At 62.9% G+C, this 17,778-nt stretch carries 18 protein-coding genes and 1 pseudogene; 14 read left to right on the plus strand and 5 right to left on the minus strand.

Translation table 11 applies throughout. The features are described 5' to 3' along the window. The first annotated feature begins 56 nt into the window (after positions 1 to 56). The gene (locus JM93_RS21875) at positions 57 to 227 is read left to right on the plus strand and encodes a DUF7697 family protein (protein ID WP_425280807.1); all 171 of its coding nucleotides are present in this window, start codon (positions 57 to 59) and stop codon (positions 225 to 227) included. Here JM93_RS21875 and JM93_RS00085 read toward each other — a convergent pair. Both JM93_RS00085 and JM93_RS00090 read right to left on the minus strand, forming a co-directional pair. After that, positions 217 to 597: a type II toxin-antitoxin system VapC family toxin gene (locus JM93_RS00085; RefSeq protein ID WP_145340032.1), complete on the minus strand. Its 381-nt coding sequence runs from the start codon at positions 595 to 597 to the stop codon at positions 217 to 219. The genes JM93_RS21875 and JM93_RS00085 overlap by 11 nt on opposite strands. Continuing rightward, a complete protein-coding gene (locus JM93_RS00090) occupies positions 597 to 815 on the minus strand; it encodes an AbrB/MazE/SpoVT family DNA-binding domain-containing protein (protein ID WP_007427722.1) in 219 nt (72 codons plus the stop codon). The genes JM93_RS00085 and JM93_RS00090 overlap by 1 nt, the downstream gene beginning before the upstream one ends. A 64-nt stretch (positions 816 to 879) precedes the next feature. On the opposite strand from JM93_RS00090, the gene JM93_RS00095 reads away from it, so the two are divergent. From JM93_RS00095 to JM93_RS00105, 3 genes are all read left to right on the plus strand, one after another. Next, positions 880 to 2,079: a hypothetical protein gene (locus tag JM93_RS00095; RefSeq protein WP_208994834.1), complete on the plus strand. Its 1,200-nt coding sequence runs from the start codon at positions 880 to 882 to the stop codon at positions 2,077 to 2,079. Between the two features lie 137 nt (positions 2,080 to 2,216). After that, the gene (locus JM93_RS00100; RefSeq protein WP_145340033.1) at positions 2,217 to 3,971 is read left to right on the plus strand and encodes a thiamine pyrophosphate-binding protein; all 1,755 of its coding nucleotides are present in this window, start codon (positions 2,217 to 2,219) and stop codon (positions 3,969 to 3,971) included. 60 nt (positions 3,972 to 4,031) lie between these two features. Then, positions 4,032 to 5,300 carry an NAD(P)/FAD-dependent oxidoreductase gene (locus tag JM93_RS00105; protein WP_208994835.1) on the plus strand — a complete coding sequence of 423 codons (1,269 nt, stop codon included), beginning with the start codon at positions 4,032 to 4,034 and terminating at the stop codon, positions 5,298 to 5,300. Here JM93_RS00105 and JM93_RS00110 read toward each other — a convergent pair. Beyond that, entirely contained in the window at positions 5,284 to 6,201 is a 918-nt protein-coding gene (locus JM93_RS00110) for a LysR substrate-binding domain-containing protein (protein WP_170230453.1), read from the minus strand. The genes JM93_RS00105 and JM93_RS00110 overlap by 17 nt on opposite strands. Before the next feature lie 96 nt (positions 6,202 to 6,297). Here JM93_RS00110 and JM93_RS00115 point away from each other — a divergent pair, with 96 nt between their 5' ends. Both JM93_RS00115 and JM93_RS00120 read left to right on the plus strand, forming a co-directional pair. Further along, on the plus strand, positions 6,298 to 6,783 hold the full coding sequence (locus JM93_RS00115; protein ID WP_145340035.1) for an Lrp/AsnC family transcriptional regulator: 486 nt from the start codon (positions 6,298 to 6,300) through the stop codon (positions 6,781 to 6,783). Positions 6,784 to 6,850: 67 nt separating this feature from the next. Beyond that, a complete protein-coding gene (locus JM93_RS00120; RefSeq protein WP_145340036.1) occupies positions 6,851 to 7,915 on the plus strand; it encodes a saccharopine dehydrogenase family protein in 1,065 nt (354 codons plus the stop codon). Here JM93_RS00120 and JM93_RS00125 read toward each other — a convergent pair. After that, positions 7,912 to 8,661, minus strand: a complete 750-nt coding sequence (locus JM93_RS00125; protein ID WP_145340037.1) for an aspartate/glutamate racemase family protein — start codon at positions 8,659 to 8,661, stop codon at positions 7,912 to 7,914. The genes JM93_RS00120 and JM93_RS00125 overlap by 4 nt on opposite strands. A 254-nt stretch (positions 8,662 to 8,915) precedes the next feature. On the opposite strand from JM93_RS00125, the gene JM93_RS00130 reads away from it, so the two are divergent. The 4 genes from JM93_RS00130 (at position 8,916) to JM93_RS00145 (ending at position 12,234) form a co-directional block, all read left to right on the plus strand. After that, positions 8,916 to 9,872, plus strand: coding sequence for a TRAP transporter substrate-binding protein (locus JM93_RS00130; RefSeq protein WP_208994836.1), 957 nt, complete (start codon positions 8,916 to 8,918; stop codon positions 9,870 to 9,872). Positions 9,873 to 9,963: 91 nt separating this feature from the next. After that, positions 9,964 to 10,491, plus strand: a complete 528-nt coding sequence (locus JM93_RS00135; RefSeq protein WP_145340038.1) for a TRAP transporter small permease subunit — start codon at positions 9,964 to 9,966, stop codon at positions 10,489 to 10,491. Next, entirely contained in the window at positions 10,488 to 11,792 is a 1,305-nt protein-coding gene (locus JM93_RS00140; RefSeq protein ID WP_155197405.1) for a TRAP transporter large permease, read from the plus strand. The genes JM93_RS00135 and JM93_RS00140 overlap by 4 nt, the downstream gene beginning before the upstream one ends. Positions 11,793 to 11,796: 4 nt before the next feature. Continuing rightward, the gene (locus tag JM93_RS00145; protein ID WP_145340039.1) at positions 11,797 to 12,234 is read left to right on the plus strand and encodes a universal stress protein; all 438 of its coding nucleotides are present in this window, start codon (positions 11,797 to 11,799) and stop codon (positions 12,232 to 12,234) included. Between the two features lie 36 nt (positions 12,235 to 12,270). Here JM93_RS00145 and JM93_RS00150 read toward each other — a convergent pair whose 3' ends face one another. Beyond that, the gene (locus JM93_RS00150; protein WP_208994838.1) at positions 12,271 to 13,155 is read right to left on the minus strand and encodes a LysR family transcriptional regulator; all 885 of its coding nucleotides are present in this window, start codon (positions 13,153 to 13,155) and stop codon (positions 12,271 to 12,273) included. A 244-nt stretch (positions 13,156 to 13,399) separates the two neighbouring features. On the opposite strand from JM93_RS00150, the pseudogene JM93_RS00155 reads away from it, so the two are divergent. The 4 genes and pseudogenes from JM93_RS00155 to hglS form a co-directional block, all read left to right on the plus strand. Continuing rightward, positions 13,400 to 14,473: pseudogene (locus tag JM93_RS00155) on the plus strand (pyridoxal phosphate-dependent aminotransferase); the annotation flags it as partial. Beyond that, a complete protein-coding gene (amaB, locus tag JM93_RS00160; protein ID WP_145340041.1) occupies positions 14,473 to 15,975 on the plus strand; it encodes an L-piperidine-6-carboxylate dehydrogenase in 1,503 nt (500 codons plus the stop codon). The pseudogene JM93_RS00155 and the gene amaB, both read left to right, overlap by 1 nt. Continuing rightward, the gene (locus tag JM93_RS00165; RefSeq protein ID WP_145340042.1) at positions 15,972 to 16,172 is read left to right on the plus strand and encodes a hypothetical protein; all 201 of its coding nucleotides are present in this window, start codon (positions 15,972 to 15,974) and stop codon (positions 16,170 to 16,172) included. Before amaB ends, JM93_RS00165 begins: the two co-directional genes overlap by 4 nt. An 18-nt stretch (positions 16,173 to 16,190) precedes the next feature. Then, on the plus strand, positions 16,191 to 17,552 hold the full coding sequence (gene hglS / locus JM93_RS00170) for a 2-oxoadipate dioxygenase/decarboxylase HglS (protein ID WP_145340043.1): 1,362 nt from the start codon (positions 16,191 to 16,193) through the stop codon (positions 17,550 to 17,552). Positions 17,553 to 17,778 lie beyond the last annotated feature (226 nt).

Genomic DNA, 17,778 nt, shown 5'->3' on the forward strand with positions numbered 1-17,778 from the left:
CGGAGGGATGGCAGGTCTGGGACCTTGTCGGCCGCCTCGGCGGGCAGCTGCGTGTCCTGCCCGGCGCGGTGATCGGCTGGGACATGTCCGCCGCGCTGGCGCTCGGTGACGCCCTCGGCGTGCCGCCGCTCGCCATGGCCGAACTGCTGCCCGTCATCGAAGCGGTGATGGTCCGGAAGCTGAACGAGGAACTGAGCGCGAATGGCGGCCCGGAGGTCAGGCCTTGATCTTCTCGATCAGCTTGACACCGGGCAGTCCCTCGAAATGTGCGTCGCAGGTCAGGAGCGTCGCGCCCTGTGCGCGGGCGGTTGCGAAGATGATCGCGTCGGCAGTCGCGAGCTTGTGCTCCCGGCACGACTCCGCCGCCGCCAGCGCGATCTCAGTGTCGAGCGGCACCACATGGCAGACCTGCGTGAAGGCGATGACCTGATCCGCCTTGTCCTCGCCGACCTCGCGCGTCAGCCATTTCGCCAGCTCGAACTGGACCATTGTCGGGACCAGCCATTCGCCCTGCTCGGGCAGATGTTCGGACAGCTTCTCGCCGGTCGGCGAGCCGATGAGCCACTCGATCCACGCCGACGTGTCGACGAGGATCATCAGAACCGATCCGTCCGGTCGCGATAATCAGTGGCGGACGCGCCGCGCGCGAGCCCCTTCAGCGCCTCCCGCTTGGGCACCGGGACCAGCAGGACGCCCGTGCCTTTTGGGATGAAGGCAAAGGTCAGACCGGCCTCCCAGTGCTGGGCGGCCCGGATCGCCTTGGGAATCGAGATCTGGAACTTCGAGGACAGGGTCGCGGTCTCGGCCATGGTCATACCTTCATTTGATCGATGGCATAAACGTAAGACGCCCATGCGGCGAAAGCAAGGAGTCTGACCGATGGCCGAGAAACGCGTCATCGTCCGCCTCGCGGCCGTGGGCGGACGGCAGGTGCGCGCCGAGTTGGAAGGTGTCGGTGAGGCCGGCTCGCGCGGCTTCGGACGGCTGAGCCGCGAGATGGAAGCGGCCAATGCCCGGCTCGCGGCCTTCTCGCGAAGGGTGCGCGTGGCCGCTGCTGCTGCGGTGGCTGCGGCCACGGCGGCCGGTGTCGCAATAATCCGCTCCGGTCTGCAGACCGTCGATGCGCAGGCGAAGCTCGCGCAGTCCCTCGGCACCACCGTCGCCTCGATCCAGACACTCGAGCGGGCTGGCGAACTAGCGGGCGTGTCGATGTCCGGCATCGAGCAAGCCACCAAGGATCTGACGCGCCGTCTCAGCCAGGCGGCCGCCGGGACCGGTCCCGCTGCCGACGCGCTGGACCGGCTGGGACTCTCCGCCAACGAGCTGATCGCCCTGCCGCTGGACCAGCGCGTCGGCGCGATCAACGCCGCCATCGAGGAGTTCGTGCCCGTGGCCGAACGCGCCGCCGTTGCGGGCCAGCTCTTCGGCGAGGAAGGCTCCATCGCCATGTCGCGGATCGACACCGCGACGCTGCGCGAGGCGACGGAGGACTTGCGCGCCTTCGGGGTTGTGGTCTCCGAGCAGGATGCCGAACAGATCGAGCGGACGAACGATGCGATCTCCCGGCTCGGGCTCATCTGGCGCAGGCTGTCGAACCAGCTGGCCGTTGCCGCGGCTCCGGCGCTGGAAGCCGTCGCCGACGCGATGGCGGCGGTGGCCAGCCGGACCGGTCCGCTCGGCATCGCGATCCGCGGTCTCTTCGACAGCATCGGCCGCCTGACGATCTATGCCGCGACCTTCGCCGCCTTCCTCGCGGGCCGCTGGGTGGCGGGGATGGCCGCTGCGGCTCTCTCGGTCCGTGGCCTCGCCACGGCGCTGGTCGTCCTGCGCGGAGCGCTGATCCGTACCGGCATCGGCGCGCTGATCGTCGGCGCGGGCGAGCTCGTCTACCAGTTCACCCGTCTCGTCTCCGGTGCGGGTGGCTTTGGCGAGGCGATGTCCCTCCTGAAGGACCTCGCCGTCGAGGTCTGGGAGCGGATCAGGATGGGGGCGGCTGCGGCGGGTGCGGCCGCCACGGCGATGTTCTTCGACCTGAAGGCCTCATCGTCCGTCGACACAAGGCATTCGACCTGTTCCTGAACCAGAACCGACAGCTTCGCGATTTGGTCAACCATACTCACGGATTTTGCGTCTCAATATCGGCAATCTGACCGTAGCAACCGCCCGCGCGGGTGCGTATCCCTATACGAAATGAGTTTCTTTCACGGAGGGCGGCCATGAATGGCGCCGAGCTTTTGACGCGGATGCTGATCGGATACGGGGTCAACACGATCTTCGGCGTGCCGGGCGACACCAATGTCCTGTTCTACGAGGCGTTGCAGCTTCACGAGGATGAGATTACCCATGTCATGGCGCGCGACGAACGCTCGGCTGGCTACATGGCCGACGCCTATGGCCGCTTCACCGACCGTCCCGGCATCGTGGAATGCCCCTCGGGCGCGGGGGCGATGTATACCTTGCCACCGATTGCAGAATCGAACGCGTCCAGCGTGCCGGTGATCGTGCTGACCATCGACATCCCGCTGCCGGGCGAAGGACGGGGTGTGCTGACCGAACTGGATTGCGCGCGGCTATTTGAGCCGATCACCAAAATGAGCGTCCAGGTCAAATCGCCCGAGAAACTGCCCGAGATCATCCGGCGCGCCTTTCGCACGGCCTGCTCCGGCAAGCCGGGCGCGGTGCATCTGCAGATCCCCGAGGACATGCTGAAGGCTGAAATCGACCCGGCCAAGGTCTCACTCCATGTCGAGGAGGCGTGCAAGACGTTCCCGGCCTATCCGATGCGCCCTGCGCCGGGGCTGGTGGAGGACCTTCTGGGCCATTTGGCGCGCGCCGAGCGCCCCCTGATCGTGGCCGGCGGCGGTGTGATCCGATCCTGCGCGGGTGACGACGTGCTGAAGCTGTCGGAACGGCTCAACGTGCCGGTTTGCACCACGATGACGGGGCAGGGCACGATGCCCGACGACCATCCGCTGTCGATTGGGGTGATCGGTGACAACGGCTATCATCCCCATGCCAACCGCGCCATGGAGGAAAGCGATTTTGTCCTCTTTGTGGGCTCGCGCATGGGCTCGGTGGTGACGATCGGCTGGACCTTCCCGCAACTAACGCTGAACAAGCGCGTGGCGCAGATCGACATCAACCCCGAGGTCATGGCGAACAATTACGAAAACGTCATGTCGGTTGCGGGCGACGCTAGGCTCGTGCTTTCGGAGATGCTGGCCGCTGTGCCGGAGAATTACAATATCGCGCGGCTCGAGCCTTGGATCACCCATCTCAACGCACTCAGATCCACCTTCTGGGAGAACGCGTGGCGGCTTCTGACAGACGACAGCAAGCCCTTGCGTCCCGAACGTGCAGTGCGCTGTTTCAACGAGGCGCTGGAAGCCTCGGGGCAGGCGTCGTTGATCTATTCCGATGCGGGCACACCGACGCCTTACATGACGCGGTTTCTCAAGATCAACGATCCCGCGACGCGCTTTGCCATCCCGCGCGCCTTTGGCGGCCTCGGCTCGGCGCTGCCTGCAACGGTTGGGGCGTGGCGGGCCGATCCGACGCGTCGGCCCATCGGGCTTTTCGGGGACGGCTCCTTCGGGATGACGGTGGGCGAGTTGGAAACGCTTGTGCGCTTGCAGGTCCCTGCCATCCTGATCCTCTTCAACAATGGCGTATTTGGCTGGATCAAGGGCCTGCACCGGTTGAATGGCCACAACCAGTGCTTTGGGGTTGACTTCACCCCGCCGAAGGGTCAGGCCATTGCCGAGGCCTTCGGCCTCAAGGCCTGGACGGCGACCAATTCCGCTCAGTTCGACGACGCGCTCGCAGAGGCCTTTGCTTGGCGGAAGGGGCCCTGCTTCATCGACCTGCATGTCGAGTCGATTGCGGACCGCGTGCCGCCGGTCTATTCATGGCTGACTAAGAAAGGCCGCGATCCACTGGCGCTCGAAACTGACGATATCTCCTTCTTGTGAGGCACCGTGGCGGTCCTGTCCCAAAGCTCACAGACGAGGCCCATAGAGGGGGCGGGGGATTTGGCCGGAACGACCGTCCATGTCATCGGCGCGGGCATGGTTGGCGTCTGCACGGCGCTGGAGCTTCAGGCGCGCGGTGCGCTGGTCACGCTTTTGGACCGGCGCGAACCGGGGCGCGAGACTTCATGGGGCAATGCCGGCGTGATTGCGCGATCCTCGCTGGTCCCGCTGAACAATCCCAGCCTGTGGCGCAGCTTGCCGGGCCTTCTGGGCAACCGGCGCGCCGCTCTGCGCTATGATCTGCGTTATCTGCTGAAAAACCCCGGCTGGGCGCTGGGGTTTCTCGCCAATGCGCGGGCGTCCACTTTCCATGAGACGACCCAGGCGCTCGATGGGCTGATCCGGCTGTCCATCGACATTCACCGTGAGCGCATCGCCGAGGTGGGGCAGTTGCACCGGCTGTCGGATGCGGGGTGGCTGACGCTTTACCGCAGTGAGACGGGATATGCCCGCGCCCGGTCGTTCCATGAGGTGATGACGGCTTTCGGGGTCGACACGGTGACGCTCTCGAGAGCCGATCTCACCGACCTGGAGCCCAGCCTCAAGCCCGTTTTCGACCGCGCCCTTTGGGTCCGCGACAGCCTGTCCGTGGACGATCCCGGCGCCATCGTCGCGGCCTATGCAGGGCGGTTCGCGCAAGCGGGCGGTCAAATCGTCCGGGCCGAGGTCACCGGCATCCGCAACGATGGCGATGCGGTGAAGCTAAGCTGCGCCGATGGCGACGAACTGACCTGCGGCCGGGCGGTGATCTGCCTCGGGCCCTGGGCGCGCGACCTCGTGGAGCGCATGGGGTGCAAAGTGCCGCTAGGTTACGAGCGGGGCTATCATCGGCATTTCTGTGGCGGCGTCGGCGCTGCGCCAAATAGTGGGCTGCAGCGGCCCGTGCATGACAGCGCAGGCGGCTACGTCCTGTCCCCCATGGCGCGTGGCCTGCGGCTGAGCACCGGGGTCGAGCTATCGGCCCGGGACGCTGTCCCGAATCCCAGCCAGATGGACCAGGCCGAACGGGCCGCGCGCCAGGCCATCGACCTGGGCGAGGCGATCGACCCCGAATGCTGGCTAGGTAGCCGTCCGACGCTGCCTGACAGTCGGCCCGCCATCGGGCCGATGCCAAAAGCGACAAACGTCTGGGCCTCGTTCGGGCATCAGCATATTGGCTTTTCGACAGGTCCCGGCAGCGCCCGTCTTCTGGCCGATCTGATGGAAGGTCGCACGCCGCCGATCCCGGCTGCGCCCTTCCGGCCGGACCGGTTCATTCGGGCGCGCTGATCGCGTCCGTCCGCAGGGCGCGTGTCTCTGCCAGCAGCCAGTCCCGCAATGCCAATGTGTGCCTCGTGTCGCCTTTGCTTAGCGGATAGACGATGTAATAGCTGAAGCCGCTGGGCACCGGCGGCCCCAATGCGGTGTGCAGACGCCCGGTCGCCAACTCGTCCTCGATCATGATCAGGGGGGCGATTGCCAGCCCGATCCCGGCCACCGCCGCCGAGATTACCATCGACGTCTGTGCGAAGCGCGGCCCCGAGATCGGGTGTTTCCGTTCGAGCCCCTTGGCCTCCAGCCAGCGCAGCCAGCTATCGGGGCGATGGGCGTTCTGGATCAGCGGAAATCGGTGATACTCGTCGGGGTTCAACGGCGCGCCCACTGGGATCATCGCGGGCGAGGCGACAACGGCCACGGTCTCGGGGAATAGCCGAAAGCTATGCGCCTCGGCCCAGGAGCCGGTGCCGCGCAGAATTGCCACATCGACGCCGTCCTCAACGAAATTGGGTGCCGCGCTGACCGGGCGCACGGTATAGGCGATCTCGGGCGCGAAGCGCGTGAACGAGGGCAGGCGGTGCACCAGCCATTGGCTTCCGAGGCTATCCTGCACTCCAATCTGGAGCGTGTTGCCAAGCCCGCGGCCGCGCACGATGTCAATGGATGTCTCCTCGAGCGCGTGGAGGATCGGGGTGATGGCCGTGGCATAGCTGCGCCCCGCCTCGGTCAAAAAGAGCTGCGGACCGACGCGCCGGAAGAGTTTGGCGCCCAATTGCTGCTCGAGCGCGGCAACCTGCCGGCTCACCGCGCCCTGCGTCACGCCGAGATCCTCCGCCGCGCGGGTGAAATTGCGGTAGGACGCAGCCGCCTCAAAGGCGGTCAGAGCAGCGAGAGAGGGCACGAAACGGCGCATACCATGATCGTTTATCATGATAAACCGAGCAATCAAGAGGTTTTGTCAGGGCAAAACTCGTGTCTTCATGCCCTTTTCAATGAAAAGGGGTAAAAAATGACACGGGCTCAGGACGCAATCGATCGAGAACTTCTTGCCCTTCTCAGTACCAATGCGCGGATGTCGACCTCCGAGATAGCGCGGCGCCTGCAACTGGCCCGCTCGACGGTCAATGAGAGGATTCTACGGCTGGAAAAGTCTGGCGTCATCGTGGGCTACCGCGCGATGCTGACCCCCGACAGCGACGCGATGCAGACCCGGGCCTATCTTCAACTGGACGTGGTGCAGTCGAAATGTCGGGGCATCGTTCACGCGCTTGGCGGCTATCCCGAGATCCAGGAGTGCATGACGGTCAGCGGGACCCACACCTTGATGTGTTTCGTCACCGCGCCCTGTGCCGAGGATATCGATGCGCTGGTCGATGAGCTTGCCGGTCTCGACGGGGTGCGGCAGACGCAGGTGACCATCGTGCTCTGCACCAAATTCGACCGGCATGCCCGGCAGGACATGTGCGCGGCCAAGCACCTGACGCTGGCCAGTTAGGCTGGCCCAGCCGCTGTTTCCGGCGGTCCCGATACGAAACGACCCGAAACGAAACGGAAATGACCAGATGAAAACGATTGCCGTTTTGGGGCTAGGCAAGGTGGGCAGGCTCGCGGCCGAGCTGTTGCAGGAGGCGGGGTTCCAGCCGGTGGGCTTCGATGCCAAACCACCATCTGTTGCCGGTCTTGAGTGCAACACGCTTGATGTCAGCGACGAGGCGGCGCTCGACCGCGCCTTGTCGGGGATGGATGCCGTCCTGTCCTGCCTGCCTTTCGCGCTGAACGCCGCCGTTGCGCGGACGGCCCACGCGCTTGGTGCGCATTACTTCGACCTCACCGAAGACGTGGCGACCACCAAGGCGATCCGTGAAATGGCTGCGACCTCGCGCGGTCTGATGGCGCCGCAATGCGGGCTGGCGCCGGGTTTCGTCGGGATTGTCGGCGCGCACCTGATCGAGACGCTCGATACCTGCCGATCCTGCCGGATGCGGGTGGGCGCCCTGCCGCAGCATCCCTCGGGACTGATGGGGTATTCCTTCAACTGGTCGCCCGAGGGCGTAGTCAACGAATATCTCAACGATTGCGAGGTATTGGAGGGCGGACAGATCAAGATGGTCTCAGCCATGGAATGGATTGAAAAGATCGTTATCGGCGGGGTCGAACTGGAGGCCTTCACCACCTCGGGCGGGCTTGGCACGATGTGTGAGACGTATCTCGGGCGCGTGTCCGACATCGACTACAAGACGATGCGCTATCCCGGTCACGTCAAACAGATGAACTTTTTCTTCCACGAGTTGATGATGCGCGACCGCCGAGAAGAGGCGGGCCGCATCCTTGTCGACGCCAAGCCGCCGGTGTGCGATGACGTGGTCTATATCCATGTCGCGGCGGAGGGAACGGCAGATGGCGATCTGGTGCGCCGCGAGTTTGTCCGCGCCCTCAGGCCCGTCGAGATCGGCGGCCGGATGCGCACGGCGATTTCCTGGACCACGGCCTCCTCGGTCGTCGCGGTGATCGAGATGTTGCGTGACGGTCACCTGCCCGCAAGCGGGTTCCTCAAGCAAGAGGACATCCCGCTCGGCGCCTTCCTGAACACCCAGAACGGCAGCCGCTACGACGAAAGATCGGCTTAAACTGCCGGTCTGGCGCCGCTTTGGGCCAGCGCGTTCGCCGCGTCGACGATGTGGAAAACAGGCAGCGACGTGGCGGCGCGGACGGACGCCGCATAAGGTGGCAGGTTCCCGCATTCCAGGATGATGGCGGATAGATCGGGATGATCTTTGGCCAGCGACGCAGCGCGTTCGCCAACCGCGCGTGCGACGACGGCCTGGTCAAAATTTGCCGGTTGCGCGTCGCGCGTCACCAGGATCGTGTCGCGAAACTCCGGCACGTCGTCGAGGCCCCGGATTGCGACCTCCGCCGCGTCAAGCCCGGCAGCGGCGAGCACGTGCGGTCCCAGCGACTTGGCCGAGGCCGTCAGGATGCCGACCCGCCCGGGGCGCGTGACCTTGACCAGTGGCGCCAGCGACAGGGCCGAGAGAAGCACCGGCACCCGCACCGATCTGGCCAGCCGCGCCTGCGCGGTCACCAAAAAGCCGCAGGTCGATACGATGACGTCGGCGCCCTCGGCCTCTAACCCGCGCGCGGCCTCCTCGAAACGGCGGAGCATGTCGTCGCCAGGCAGGCCGTCGCGCACGATCAGGGGACTGTCGGCGCCTTCGACGATCCTGACCCGCACAGGCATCGCGTAACTGAGCGGATTGCCCGCATCGCCGATGGGGCGAGGAAACTTCGTGTCGAGCGACAGAATACCTATGGTCGGCGGCTGCACCGTACTGTCGCTATGCCGCGTCAACTGCTGCCCCATCTGTTCTACCACCGTCTCAATTGTCCCATCCCGTTGGCAGACCCGATACGTCTGGACCCATGCCAGGTCTCTATTGTGCCGCCGCGATCCAATCCACCAAGCATCACTTTCCAGCAATCCCGGCGATTTAGCGGTCTTTTTCGGTGGATTGCTGGCAAGGCACGGCACTTTGCCGAGTTGTCACAAAGTTTGGCTTTGTTGGCGGCACAGTTCTGTTAGCGTCATGTAATCGACACGCAACTGTATTGCAACGGGGAGTATTCACCATGAAGCATATGGCTCTCGTCGCCGGATCGACGCTGGCGCTTTCTGCGGTCTCGGCCAAGGCCGAAACCTGGGACATGGCGCTGGCCTATTCGGCCACCAACTACCATTCCGAGATCGCGGCTGCCTTCGCCGCCGAGGTCACCGCAAACTCTGATCTGGAAATCGTCACGCATCCGGGCGGCTCGCTGTTCTCGGGCTCCGAGATTTTCGGTGCCGTGCGCCGCGGCCTCGCACCGATGGGCGAGCGTCTGATCTCGGCGCTGTCCAACGAGGACCCGATCTACGAAATCGACAGCGTGCCGTTCCTGGCCACCGGCTTCGACGGTGCTATGGCGCTTTACGAAGCTTCGCGTCCGGCGCTTGAGGAGACCCTGGAAGAAGCCGGGCTGCATTTCCTTTATTCCTGCCCCTGGCCGCCGCAGGGCTTTTACTCGGTTGTCGAGGCGACCGACATGGACGCCATCTCTGGCCTGAAGTTCCGTGCCTACAACGCCACCACCTCGCGCATGGCCGAGGGGTTGGGCATGGTGCCGACCACCATCGAGGCCGCGGAACTGAGCCAGGCTTTCGCAACCGGCGTGGCCGAGTCGATGATCTCGTCGGGTTCGACGGGGTATGACCGCGCCCTTTGGGAGCATGTCGACTACTTCTACGACGTGCAGGCCTGGCTGCCGCGCAACATGGTGTTCGTGAACGCGCGCATGTGGGATGGGCTGGATGCCGATACGCAGCGCGTGGTCGAAACCGCCGCCGCCAATGCCGAAGCGACCTGCTGGGCACGCGCCGAGGAACTGGCCGGCTGGTACCTGGAGCAGTTCGAAGCCAATGGCATGACGCTTGGCACGCTGAATGACGAAATGTTGGCCGCCTTCCAGGCCGTGGGCGCGGAACTGAGCGCCGACTGGCTGGAGCGCGCGGGCGCGCAAGGACAGGGCATCGTGGACGCCCTCCAATAACTGTCTCCCCTTGGCCGTCCATCCAAACCTGGTTGGGCGGCCGACGTCCCGTCATCGGTGCGCGGGCTTTCTATGAAAAGGATCGGCGACCATGTGGCGACGCATTTCCAACGGTCTCGACACCGTCTACACCTTTGCAGGGTACGGCGCCGCGGTGCTGCTCGTCTTCCTTTGCGGCCTTATCCTCTATTCGGTATTGGCGCGCCTCCTCAGCCTCTATCTCGGCGGGGTGAACGATCTTGCCGGCTACGTGATGGCAACTAGCACGTTCATGGCGCTCAGCTACACGTTTCGGTCCAACGGTCATATCCGTGTCGGCCTGATCATCCAGCGCTTCACCGGCCGGGCGCGGCGCGGGCTAGAGATTGCCTGCCTCGCGATCATGGCTGCGGTGGTCTGGTTCTTTGCTTGCTACATGGGGCGTCTGGTGTATTTCGCCTACATTTTCGGTGAGCGCAGCGAAGGCGCAGATGCCACGCCCCTGTGGCTCCCGCAGACGCCCGTGGCGCTGGGCTCCGCGCTTTTCGCCATTGCCGTCACACATAGCCTGATTCAGGCGCTCTTCGACTATGACAGTATCAATCCGGAAACGGCGAGCGGAGAGGTGAACGAGGTATGATCGAGACACTTGCCATCGTCATTTTCGTCGGAACGCTCTTCGTCCTTCTGGCGCTTGGCGTCTGGGTCGGGGCGGCGCTCTTGACGACGGCCGGCATCGGCATGGCGCTGTTTACATCGCGGCCCATCGGGGATTCGATGGCGCTGACCATCTGGTCCGAACAATCTTCCTGGACGCTGACCGCGCTGCCGCTCTTCATCTGGATGGGCGAGATCCTGTTCCGAACGAAACTGTCCGAAACGCTGTTCCGCGGGCTCGCACCGTTCATGAAAGGCCTGCCGGGAAGTCTGCTGCATGTGAATATCGGCGCGTCGGCGGTTTTCGCAGCGATCTCGGGCTCGTCTGCTGCGACCGTGGCGACCGTGGGCAAGATGTCCATTCCCGAACTGCGCCGCCGCAACTATCCCGAAAAGATGATCGTTGGCACCCTGTCGGGCGCAGGCACGCTGGGCCTTTTGATCCCGCCATCGATTGCCATGATTGTCTTCGGCGTCACCGTGAACGAGAGCATTTCCAAGCTCTTCATGGCGGCGCTGATCCCGGGTCTGGCGCTCGCGGCCTGCATGATGGTCTATGTTGTGATCTGGGCGATGATCAACAAAAAGACCTTCAACCCAATCGCGGATGTGGACACGTCGAATATCGGCCGGAGGCTTCTGGACCTGCTACCGGTGCTGTGTCTGATCGCGGCCGTGATTGGCTCGATCTATGCCGGCATCGCGACTGCCACCGAGGCGGCGGCGCTTGGCGTGTTCGGGGCCATCCTTCTTTCTGCGCTCCAACGCACGCTCACCTGGTCGAGCCTTGTCGAAAGCGTCATCGGCGCGGTGCGCACCAATGCGATGATCATGCTGATCCTGATGGGCGCGGGTTTCCTCAGCCTCGCCATGGGCTTTACCGGCATCCCCCGCGCGCTGGCCGAGGGCATCGAGGCCTGGGACCTTAGTCCTCTCATGCTGATCCTGATCCTGACGCTCTTCTACATCATCCTGGGCTGTTTCCTCGATGGGCTGAGTTCGATCGTGCTGACAATGGCGGTGATCGAGCCGATGGTGCGCGCGGCGGGTTTCGACATGCTGTGGTTCGGCGTCTACGTGATGATAGTCGTCGAGATGGCACAGATCACGCCACCCATCGGCTTCAACCTCTTCGTGCTCCAGGGGATGACGGGCAAAGATATGGGCTTCATCAGCCGCGCCTCCTTCCCGATGTTTTGCGTGATGGGCGTGTTCATCGTAATCCTGTTCATGTTCCCCGAGATGGCAACCTGGCTGCCCGAACTCCTGAGCGAAAGGAACTAGTGCCGTGACGGGTCCTATCCTGTGTCTTGTCGACATCGCCCATGCCGAGAGCGGCGGGGCCCTTCTGCGTCATGCCATCGACCTCTTTCCTGAGCGCGACATTCATGTCGCCTATGTCATGCCATACGGGTTTTACAGCTATGTCGAACCCTTCGTATCCGAGGAAAGCCAGAAGGCTGCCGCCGCGCGCGCCCATGACGAGTTGGGGGCGTTGGTCTCCGGGCTGAGGGCGGAGCTGACACTCCACGTGCTGCGCGGCGGGATCGGCGAGCAATCGCTGCGCTTGGCCGCCAAGTTGAAGGCTTCAATCATCGTCTTGAATGCGATGCGCAGCGAAAGCACCCATGTCACGCTCGGCACCCATGCGGCGCAGATCGCTCGCCACGCGGAATGCAGCGTTCATCTTGTCCGGCATCAGGCCAACGCCGCGGGGTACGGTTAATGCAGAAATCCCCATGTCGGGCTTAGTCTAAGGGCGTCAACGATCCATGTCCTTCGGTCCCGCGTCCTCTCGGATCTTGGCCAGCCACGTTACGAACAGGTCTCGGGGTTGATAGCTTGGTTCGTCTTTTGGCCAGACAAAGTAATAAGCACCAATGCTGGTTCTGCTCTCGGGCCAAAGCGCGACAAGCCTGCCATCCTTCAGTTCGGTTCCAATAAGGTATGTCGGTAGCAGGGCCGCTCCCATGCCATGGATGGCCGCCTGAATAATCGAAGCGAACTGATCGAACAGCATGCCGGTAGGGCATTCGAGCTCATCCCCCGTCGTCTGAGCCCAGGTTTCCCAAGCGTTCGGCCGTGTCTCGAGGTGCAGAATTGGCAGCGACAGTAGATCCTTCAGCGCACTGCCCTTCAAGGTTTTTGCCAAATCGGGCGATGCCACGGGCACCACATATTCCCGCATGAGTTCCTGGTAGGCGACATCGGGCCAATCGCACTGGCCAAAGTGGATGGCACCGTGAAACGGTTCTGCTGCAAAGTCGAAAGGTCTCAGCCGGGTGCTGAGATTCACGGTCACCTCTGGATGGTTTGCCACGAAATCCGGCAGTTTCGGCGCCAGCCAGCGCACACCAAAGGCCGGAAGTATCGCGATGTTCAGCTGACCGCCGGCTGGGTTCGCTTTGAGCCGCAGGCTCGCTGTGCCGATCTGTTCAAGCGCGCCGCGGACTTGCGTGCAATAGTCGCGGGCGGCCGGGGCCAGCTTGATGCTCCTCTTGTCCCGGATAAAGAGCGCCATGTCGAGATACTCTTCGAGCAGCCTGAGCTGGCGGCTGACCGCGCTTTGGGACACGCCCATCTCAAGCCCGGTTTGCGAGACATTCCCGGTCCGTTCAAAGGATTCCAGGGCTCGTAGGGCGGTCATCGGGGGCAGGAAGCGCTTTGGGTGCGGCATAGGTATGAATTTTTGGTATATGTTATTCGATAATTGTATTTCGCATAAGATCAGCGGACATGTCAAAAACGATCTGCAATAGGAGCGGAAAATGCTTAAGAAAGCAGATCGAATTAACGGAATCGAGCTTTCGGAGATTGTTGCGATCTCAGAAGAGGCTGTGCGGATGCGTGCCGCAGGCCATGACGTTTTAGCATTATGAACGGGCGAGCCCGACTTTCCGACGCCTGCGCATATCTGCGATGCCGCGTACAGGGCGATGCAGGCAGGACAGACGCGGTATCCGCCAACCGCCGGGACCGCCGCGTTGCGGCCGGCCATTGCCGACAAGGCGGGTGTGGCCGCGGCAAACGTAATCGTCGCCACCGGCGCGAAACAGGTTCTGGCCGATATGTTTCTGGCCACGCTGAACCAGGGTGACGAGGTGATTGTGCCGACTCCTTACTGGACCAGCTATTCGGACATCATCGCCCTGTCGGGCGGTGAAGCGTTGCTCCTGCGTTGTGGTGCCGACGCGGGTTTCAAGATGACGCCGGAACAGCTTGAGGCCACGATCACGCCGCGCACGCGCTGGGTCTTGCTCAACTCGCCGTCCAATCCGACGGGCGCCGTTTACACTGCCAAAGAGCTGGCTGCGCTTGGGGCAGTCCTGGCACGCTACCCCCATGTCTGGATCGCGTCTGACGAAATCTACGACCTGATCTGTTACGCGCCATTTACGTCGTTTTGCAACGCGTGCCCCGATCTAGCGGATCGGACGATCATCATCAACGGCGTGTCTAAGGCCCACGCGATGACGGGCTGGCGGATCGGCTGGGCCATTGCTCCGACCGAACTGATCCAGGCAATGATCGCCGTGCAGGGGCAAATCACCTCGGGTGCCTGCTCGATCTCGCAAGCGGCTGCGCTGGAAGCGGTGACCGGGGATCAAAGCCACATTACGGAGCGGCTCGACGCCTTCCGCGACCGCCGGGATTTTGTTGTGGATGCGCTGAACGCCATACCCGGCTTCACCTGCTCGGTGCCTGACGGAGCCCTCTATGTCTTTCCGTCCTGCGAGGCGGTGCTTGGCCTCCGCACCCCGGACGGCGCTCGGCTGGAAACCGACACCGACTTTTGCGCTTATGTGATTGCTACCACGGGCCTTGCCATCGTGCCCGGTCGCGCCTTCGGGCTGCCGGGGCATTTCCGCCTTTCTTACGCATATGCACGCGCCAGTCTTGAAGACGGCTGCGCGCGCCTGACCCGGGCTGTTCAAGGCCTGGCCTCGAACCAAAGGACAGCCTGATGAAATACCAAGACATTCTCGACGCCTGCGGCCTGATCGCGGCAGACACCACCGGCGGCATGCTTCCCGTCACCACACCTATTGATGGCAGCGAAATTGCGCAAGTCCCGATGCATTCCGTTGCAGACGCAAAGGCTGCGATTGCCAAGGGGGTGCATGCCTTCGACGTCTGGCGCAAGGTGCCCGCACCGCGCCGGGGCGAGCTGGTGCGCATCTTGGGTGAAGAGCTGCGCCGCGAAAAGGAGAACCTTGGCCGCCTCGTGTCGCTGGAATGCGGCAAGATCTATCAGGAGGGACTGGGCGAAGTGCAGGAGATGATCGACATCTGCGACTTCGCTGTCGGCCTGTCGCGGCAGCTTTACGGTTTGACCATCGCATCCGAGCGTCCGGGGCATTCGATGCGCGAAACATGGCACCCCATCGGTATTTGCGGCATTATCACCGCCTTTAACTTTCCCGCTGCGCCGTGGCGTTGGAACGCCGCACTGGCGCTGGTCTGCGGTGATCCAGTCATCGCCAAGCCCTCGGAAAAGACACCGCTGACACAGCTGGCGATTCAGAAGATTTGTGAGCGTGCCATGGCCGCCTTTGGCGAAGATGCGCCCAATGGCCTGATCCAGACCCTGATCGGAGAGCCTGATTTGGGCGAGGTTCTGACAGCCTCGCGCGATGTTGCGCTCATTTCGGCCACCGGCTCCGTGGCCATGGGCAAGGCGGTTGCGGCAGATATGTCGAAGCGTCTGGGCAAGAGCATCCTGGAACTGGGTGGCAACAACGCGATGATTGTGGCGCCTTCGGCTGATCTGGAAATGGCCGTGCGGGCGATTGTCTTTTCCGCCGTGGGTACGGCAGGCCAGCGCTGCACCTCGCTACGTCGCCTGATCGTGCATCAAGACATCTACGATCAACTGATCCCACGCCTGACCAAAGTCTACGAGGGGCTTTCCATCGGCAGCCCGCTGGAAGACGGGACCCTTGTCGGCCCGCTGATCGACGCCGGAGCCATGACGGCGATGCAAAAAGCGTTGGAGCAGGCCAAAGCCGAAGGCGGTACCGTCCATGGTGGTGCCCGGGCTTTGACCGGTCAGTACCCCGATGCGGCCTATGTCTTCCCCGCGATCGTCGAAATGCCTGAACAAAGCGCCGTTGTGCATATAGAGACCTTCGCCCCGATCCTTTACGCCATGAAGTACTCTGACCTCGACGCCGCCATTGCGATGCAGAACGCCGTGCCGCAGGGGCTTTCGTCCTGCATCTTCTCAACCGATGTGCGCGAGACCGAGCATTTCCTGTCGGCGCAAGGCTCTGACTGCGGCATCGCGAACGTCAATATCGGCCCGTCCGGAGCGGAGATCGGTGGGGCCTTTGGCGGCGAAAAGGAAAGTGGTGGCGGGCGCGAAAGCGGATCTGACGCATGGCGCGCTTACATGCGTCGCCAGACCAGCACGGTGAACTACTCGCGCGAGTTGCCGCTCGCCCAAGGCATCTCGTTCGAGATATGAGAACCGCGCCGTGCTCCGATGGTCTGTGGTCCGACACGGCCACTGACCGGGCGGAGCGGATGATCTTTGGGGCGTTTGGCACCGGAGACCCGCCTCTGTCGATTCATGATGCCCAATCTGAACCCTACGCTGCCGCCAAGGGCCTCTACTACGAGACCGGCGCGGCGCTCACACATTTAACGAACGGGCGCATTTAGACGCCAAAGGACCACAATATGACGGTTTCCCCGGGCCAGATTCGGGCCGACTTCTCGGCGGCAATGTCGGAGATGTACCGCACGGAGGTGCCCGCCTACGGCACTCTCGTCAGGATTGTCGAGCAGGTAAACGCAGGCGTTCTGGACCGCGATGACAATGCGCTTGCCTTGACGCCTGGCGAAGACACCAACCGCATCAGCGCCGAACGCCACGGCGCGATCCGGTTGGGTACCGCCGAAGAACTGGCTATGATGGGGCGGGTGTTCGCTGTCATGGGGATGGAGCCCATCGGCTATTACGATCTGTCTGTTGCTTCCGTACCCGTGCATTCTACCGCGTTTCGCCCTATTGGGCGGGAGGCTTTGGCCGAAAACCCGTTTCGTGTCTTTACGTCGCTGTTGCGGCTTGAACTGATCCAGGATGAAGTCTTGCGGGATAAGGCCGCCGCAACGCTTGCCCGCCGCTGTATTTTTACCGATGATGCAATTCGACTGACAGAAAAAGCCGAAGCTGAAGGTGGGCTCGGGGCCGAGGATGCATCGCGCTTTGTTACCGAGGTTCTAGAGACATTCCGCTGGCATCCAGAAGCCTGCGTCGATGATGCTACCTTTGACGAGTTGATCGCAGCACACCGTTTGATTGCGGATGTCGTCTCGTTCAAAGGGCCGCATATCAACCATCTGACGCCGCGGACGCTCGATATTGACGCGGCCCAGGCCGAAATGTTGGCCCACGGCCTGCCCGCAAAAGCCATCGTCGAAGGCCCGCCGCGCCGCGCCTGTCCGATCCTGTTGCGGCAAACCGCGTTCAAGGCGCTGAACGAGGCGATCCGCTTCCCCGTGGACGGCGGCTGGCAAGAGGGACAGCACACAGCACGTTTTGGTGAAATCGAACAACGTGGCGTGGCGCTGACCCCGAAAGGTCGCGCGCTTTACGATCAGCTTCTGGCAGACGTTCGTGCCGAAATACTGCCAGCTGCTGACGGCTCCAACGCGGCGGACTACGTCGCAAAGCTAGAAGACGTGTTCAAAGCTTTCCCCGACACATGGCGCGAACTTCACGATCAGGACCTCGGCTACTTTAAGTATGCGCCGGGAAATGGGGCAGTTAAGGGCGAGGGTCTACAGGCTTTGCTAGATTCGGGTGCCCTAACCCTCAGTCCCATTATTTACGAAGACTTTTTACCCGTCAGTGCCGCAGGTATTTTCCAATCAAATCTTGGCGACGAGGCGCGCACTGACAGCCAAGCCGCGTCGAGCCGCTCTTCTTTTGAGGCCGCCCTTGGCAAGCGCGTGATCGATGAGTTTGCCCTCTATGAAGCTATGCAAGCGGCATCCTACACGGCGGCGTTGGAACAAGTGAACAAGGGCGCAGCATGAGTTTTCCGGCGGGTATACAGTCGGTCACCGATCCCAAGGGTATCTAAGAGCGCAGGGTCCCGACTTCGCGCGTTTCATTCTGCTCGACGGCTCGTCTTGGTTCGCGTCCTTCCAGCAGCTCAATTTGAGCGGGGTGCCAAGATATAAGCGAGGGGCAACGCGTTGAAGAAGAGGCAATTTCCAGAAACTCGCTGGATACAATGATCATGTCGCTACTCTCGTGCCA

Source organism: Roseibium hamelinense (genome assembly GCF_007830545.1).
Taxonomy (GTDB): domain Bacteria; phylum Pseudomonadota; class Alphaproteobacteria; order Rhizobiales; family Stappiaceae; genus Roseibium; species Roseibium hamelinense.

Excerpts from the sequence above, each read along its gene's own strand:
- JM93_RS00085 (WP_145340032.1), bottom strand. The coding sequence starts at position 597 with ATGATCCTCGTCGACACGTCGGCGTGGATCGAGTGGCTCATCGGCTCG.
- JM93_RS00090 (WP_007427722.1), bottom strand. The coding sequence starts at position 815 with ATGACCATGGCCGAGACCGCGACCCTGTCCTCGAAGTTCCAGATCTCG.
- JM93_RS00095 (WP_208994834.1), top strand. The coding sequence starts at position 880 with ATGGCCGAGAAACGCGTCATCGTCCGCCTCGCGGCCGTGGGCGGACGG.
- JM93_RS00100 (WP_145340033.1), top strand. The coding sequence starts at position 2,217 with ATGAATGGCGCCGAGCTTTTGACGCGGATGCTGATCGGATACGGGGTC.
- JM93_RS00110 (WP_170230453.1), bottom strand. The coding sequence starts at position 6,201 with ATGCGCCGTTTCGTGCCCTCTCTCGCTGCTCTGACCGCCTTTGAGGCG.
- JM93_RS00115 (WP_145340035.1), top strand. The coding sequence starts at position 6,298 with ATGACACGGGCTCAGGACGCAATCGATCGAGAACTTCTTGCCCTTCTC.
- JM93_RS00120 (WP_145340036.1), top strand. The coding sequence starts at position 6,851 with ATGAAAACGATTGCCGTTTTGGGGCTAGGCAAGGTGGGCAGGCTCGCG.
- JM93_RS00130 (WP_208994836.1), top strand. The coding sequence starts at position 8,916 with ATGAAGCATATGGCTCTCGTCGCCGGATCGACGCTGGCGCTTTCTGCG.
- JM93_RS00135 (WP_145340038.1), top strand. The coding sequence starts at position 9,964 with ATGTGGCGACGCATTTCCAACGGTCTCGACACCGTCTACACCTTTGCA.
- JM93_RS00140 (WP_155197405.1), top strand. The coding sequence starts at position 10,488 with ATGATCGAGACACTTGCCATCGTCATTTTCGTCGGAACGCTCTTCGTC.
- JM93_RS00150 (WP_208994838.1), bottom strand. The coding sequence starts at position 13,155 with ATGACCGCCCTACGAGCCCTGGAATCCTTTGAACGGACCGGGAATGTC.
- amaB (WP_145340041.1), top strand. The coding sequence starts at position 14,473 with ATGAAATACCAAGACATTCTCGACGCCTGCGGCCTGATCGCGGCAGAC.
- JM93_RS00165 (WP_145340042.1), top strand. The coding sequence starts at position 15,972 with ATGAGAACCGCGCCGTGCTCCGATGGTCTGTGGTCCGACACGGCCACT.
- hglS (WP_145340043.1), top strand. The coding sequence starts at position 16,191 with ATGACGGTTTCCCCGGGCCAGATTCGGGCCGACTTCTCGGCGGCAATG.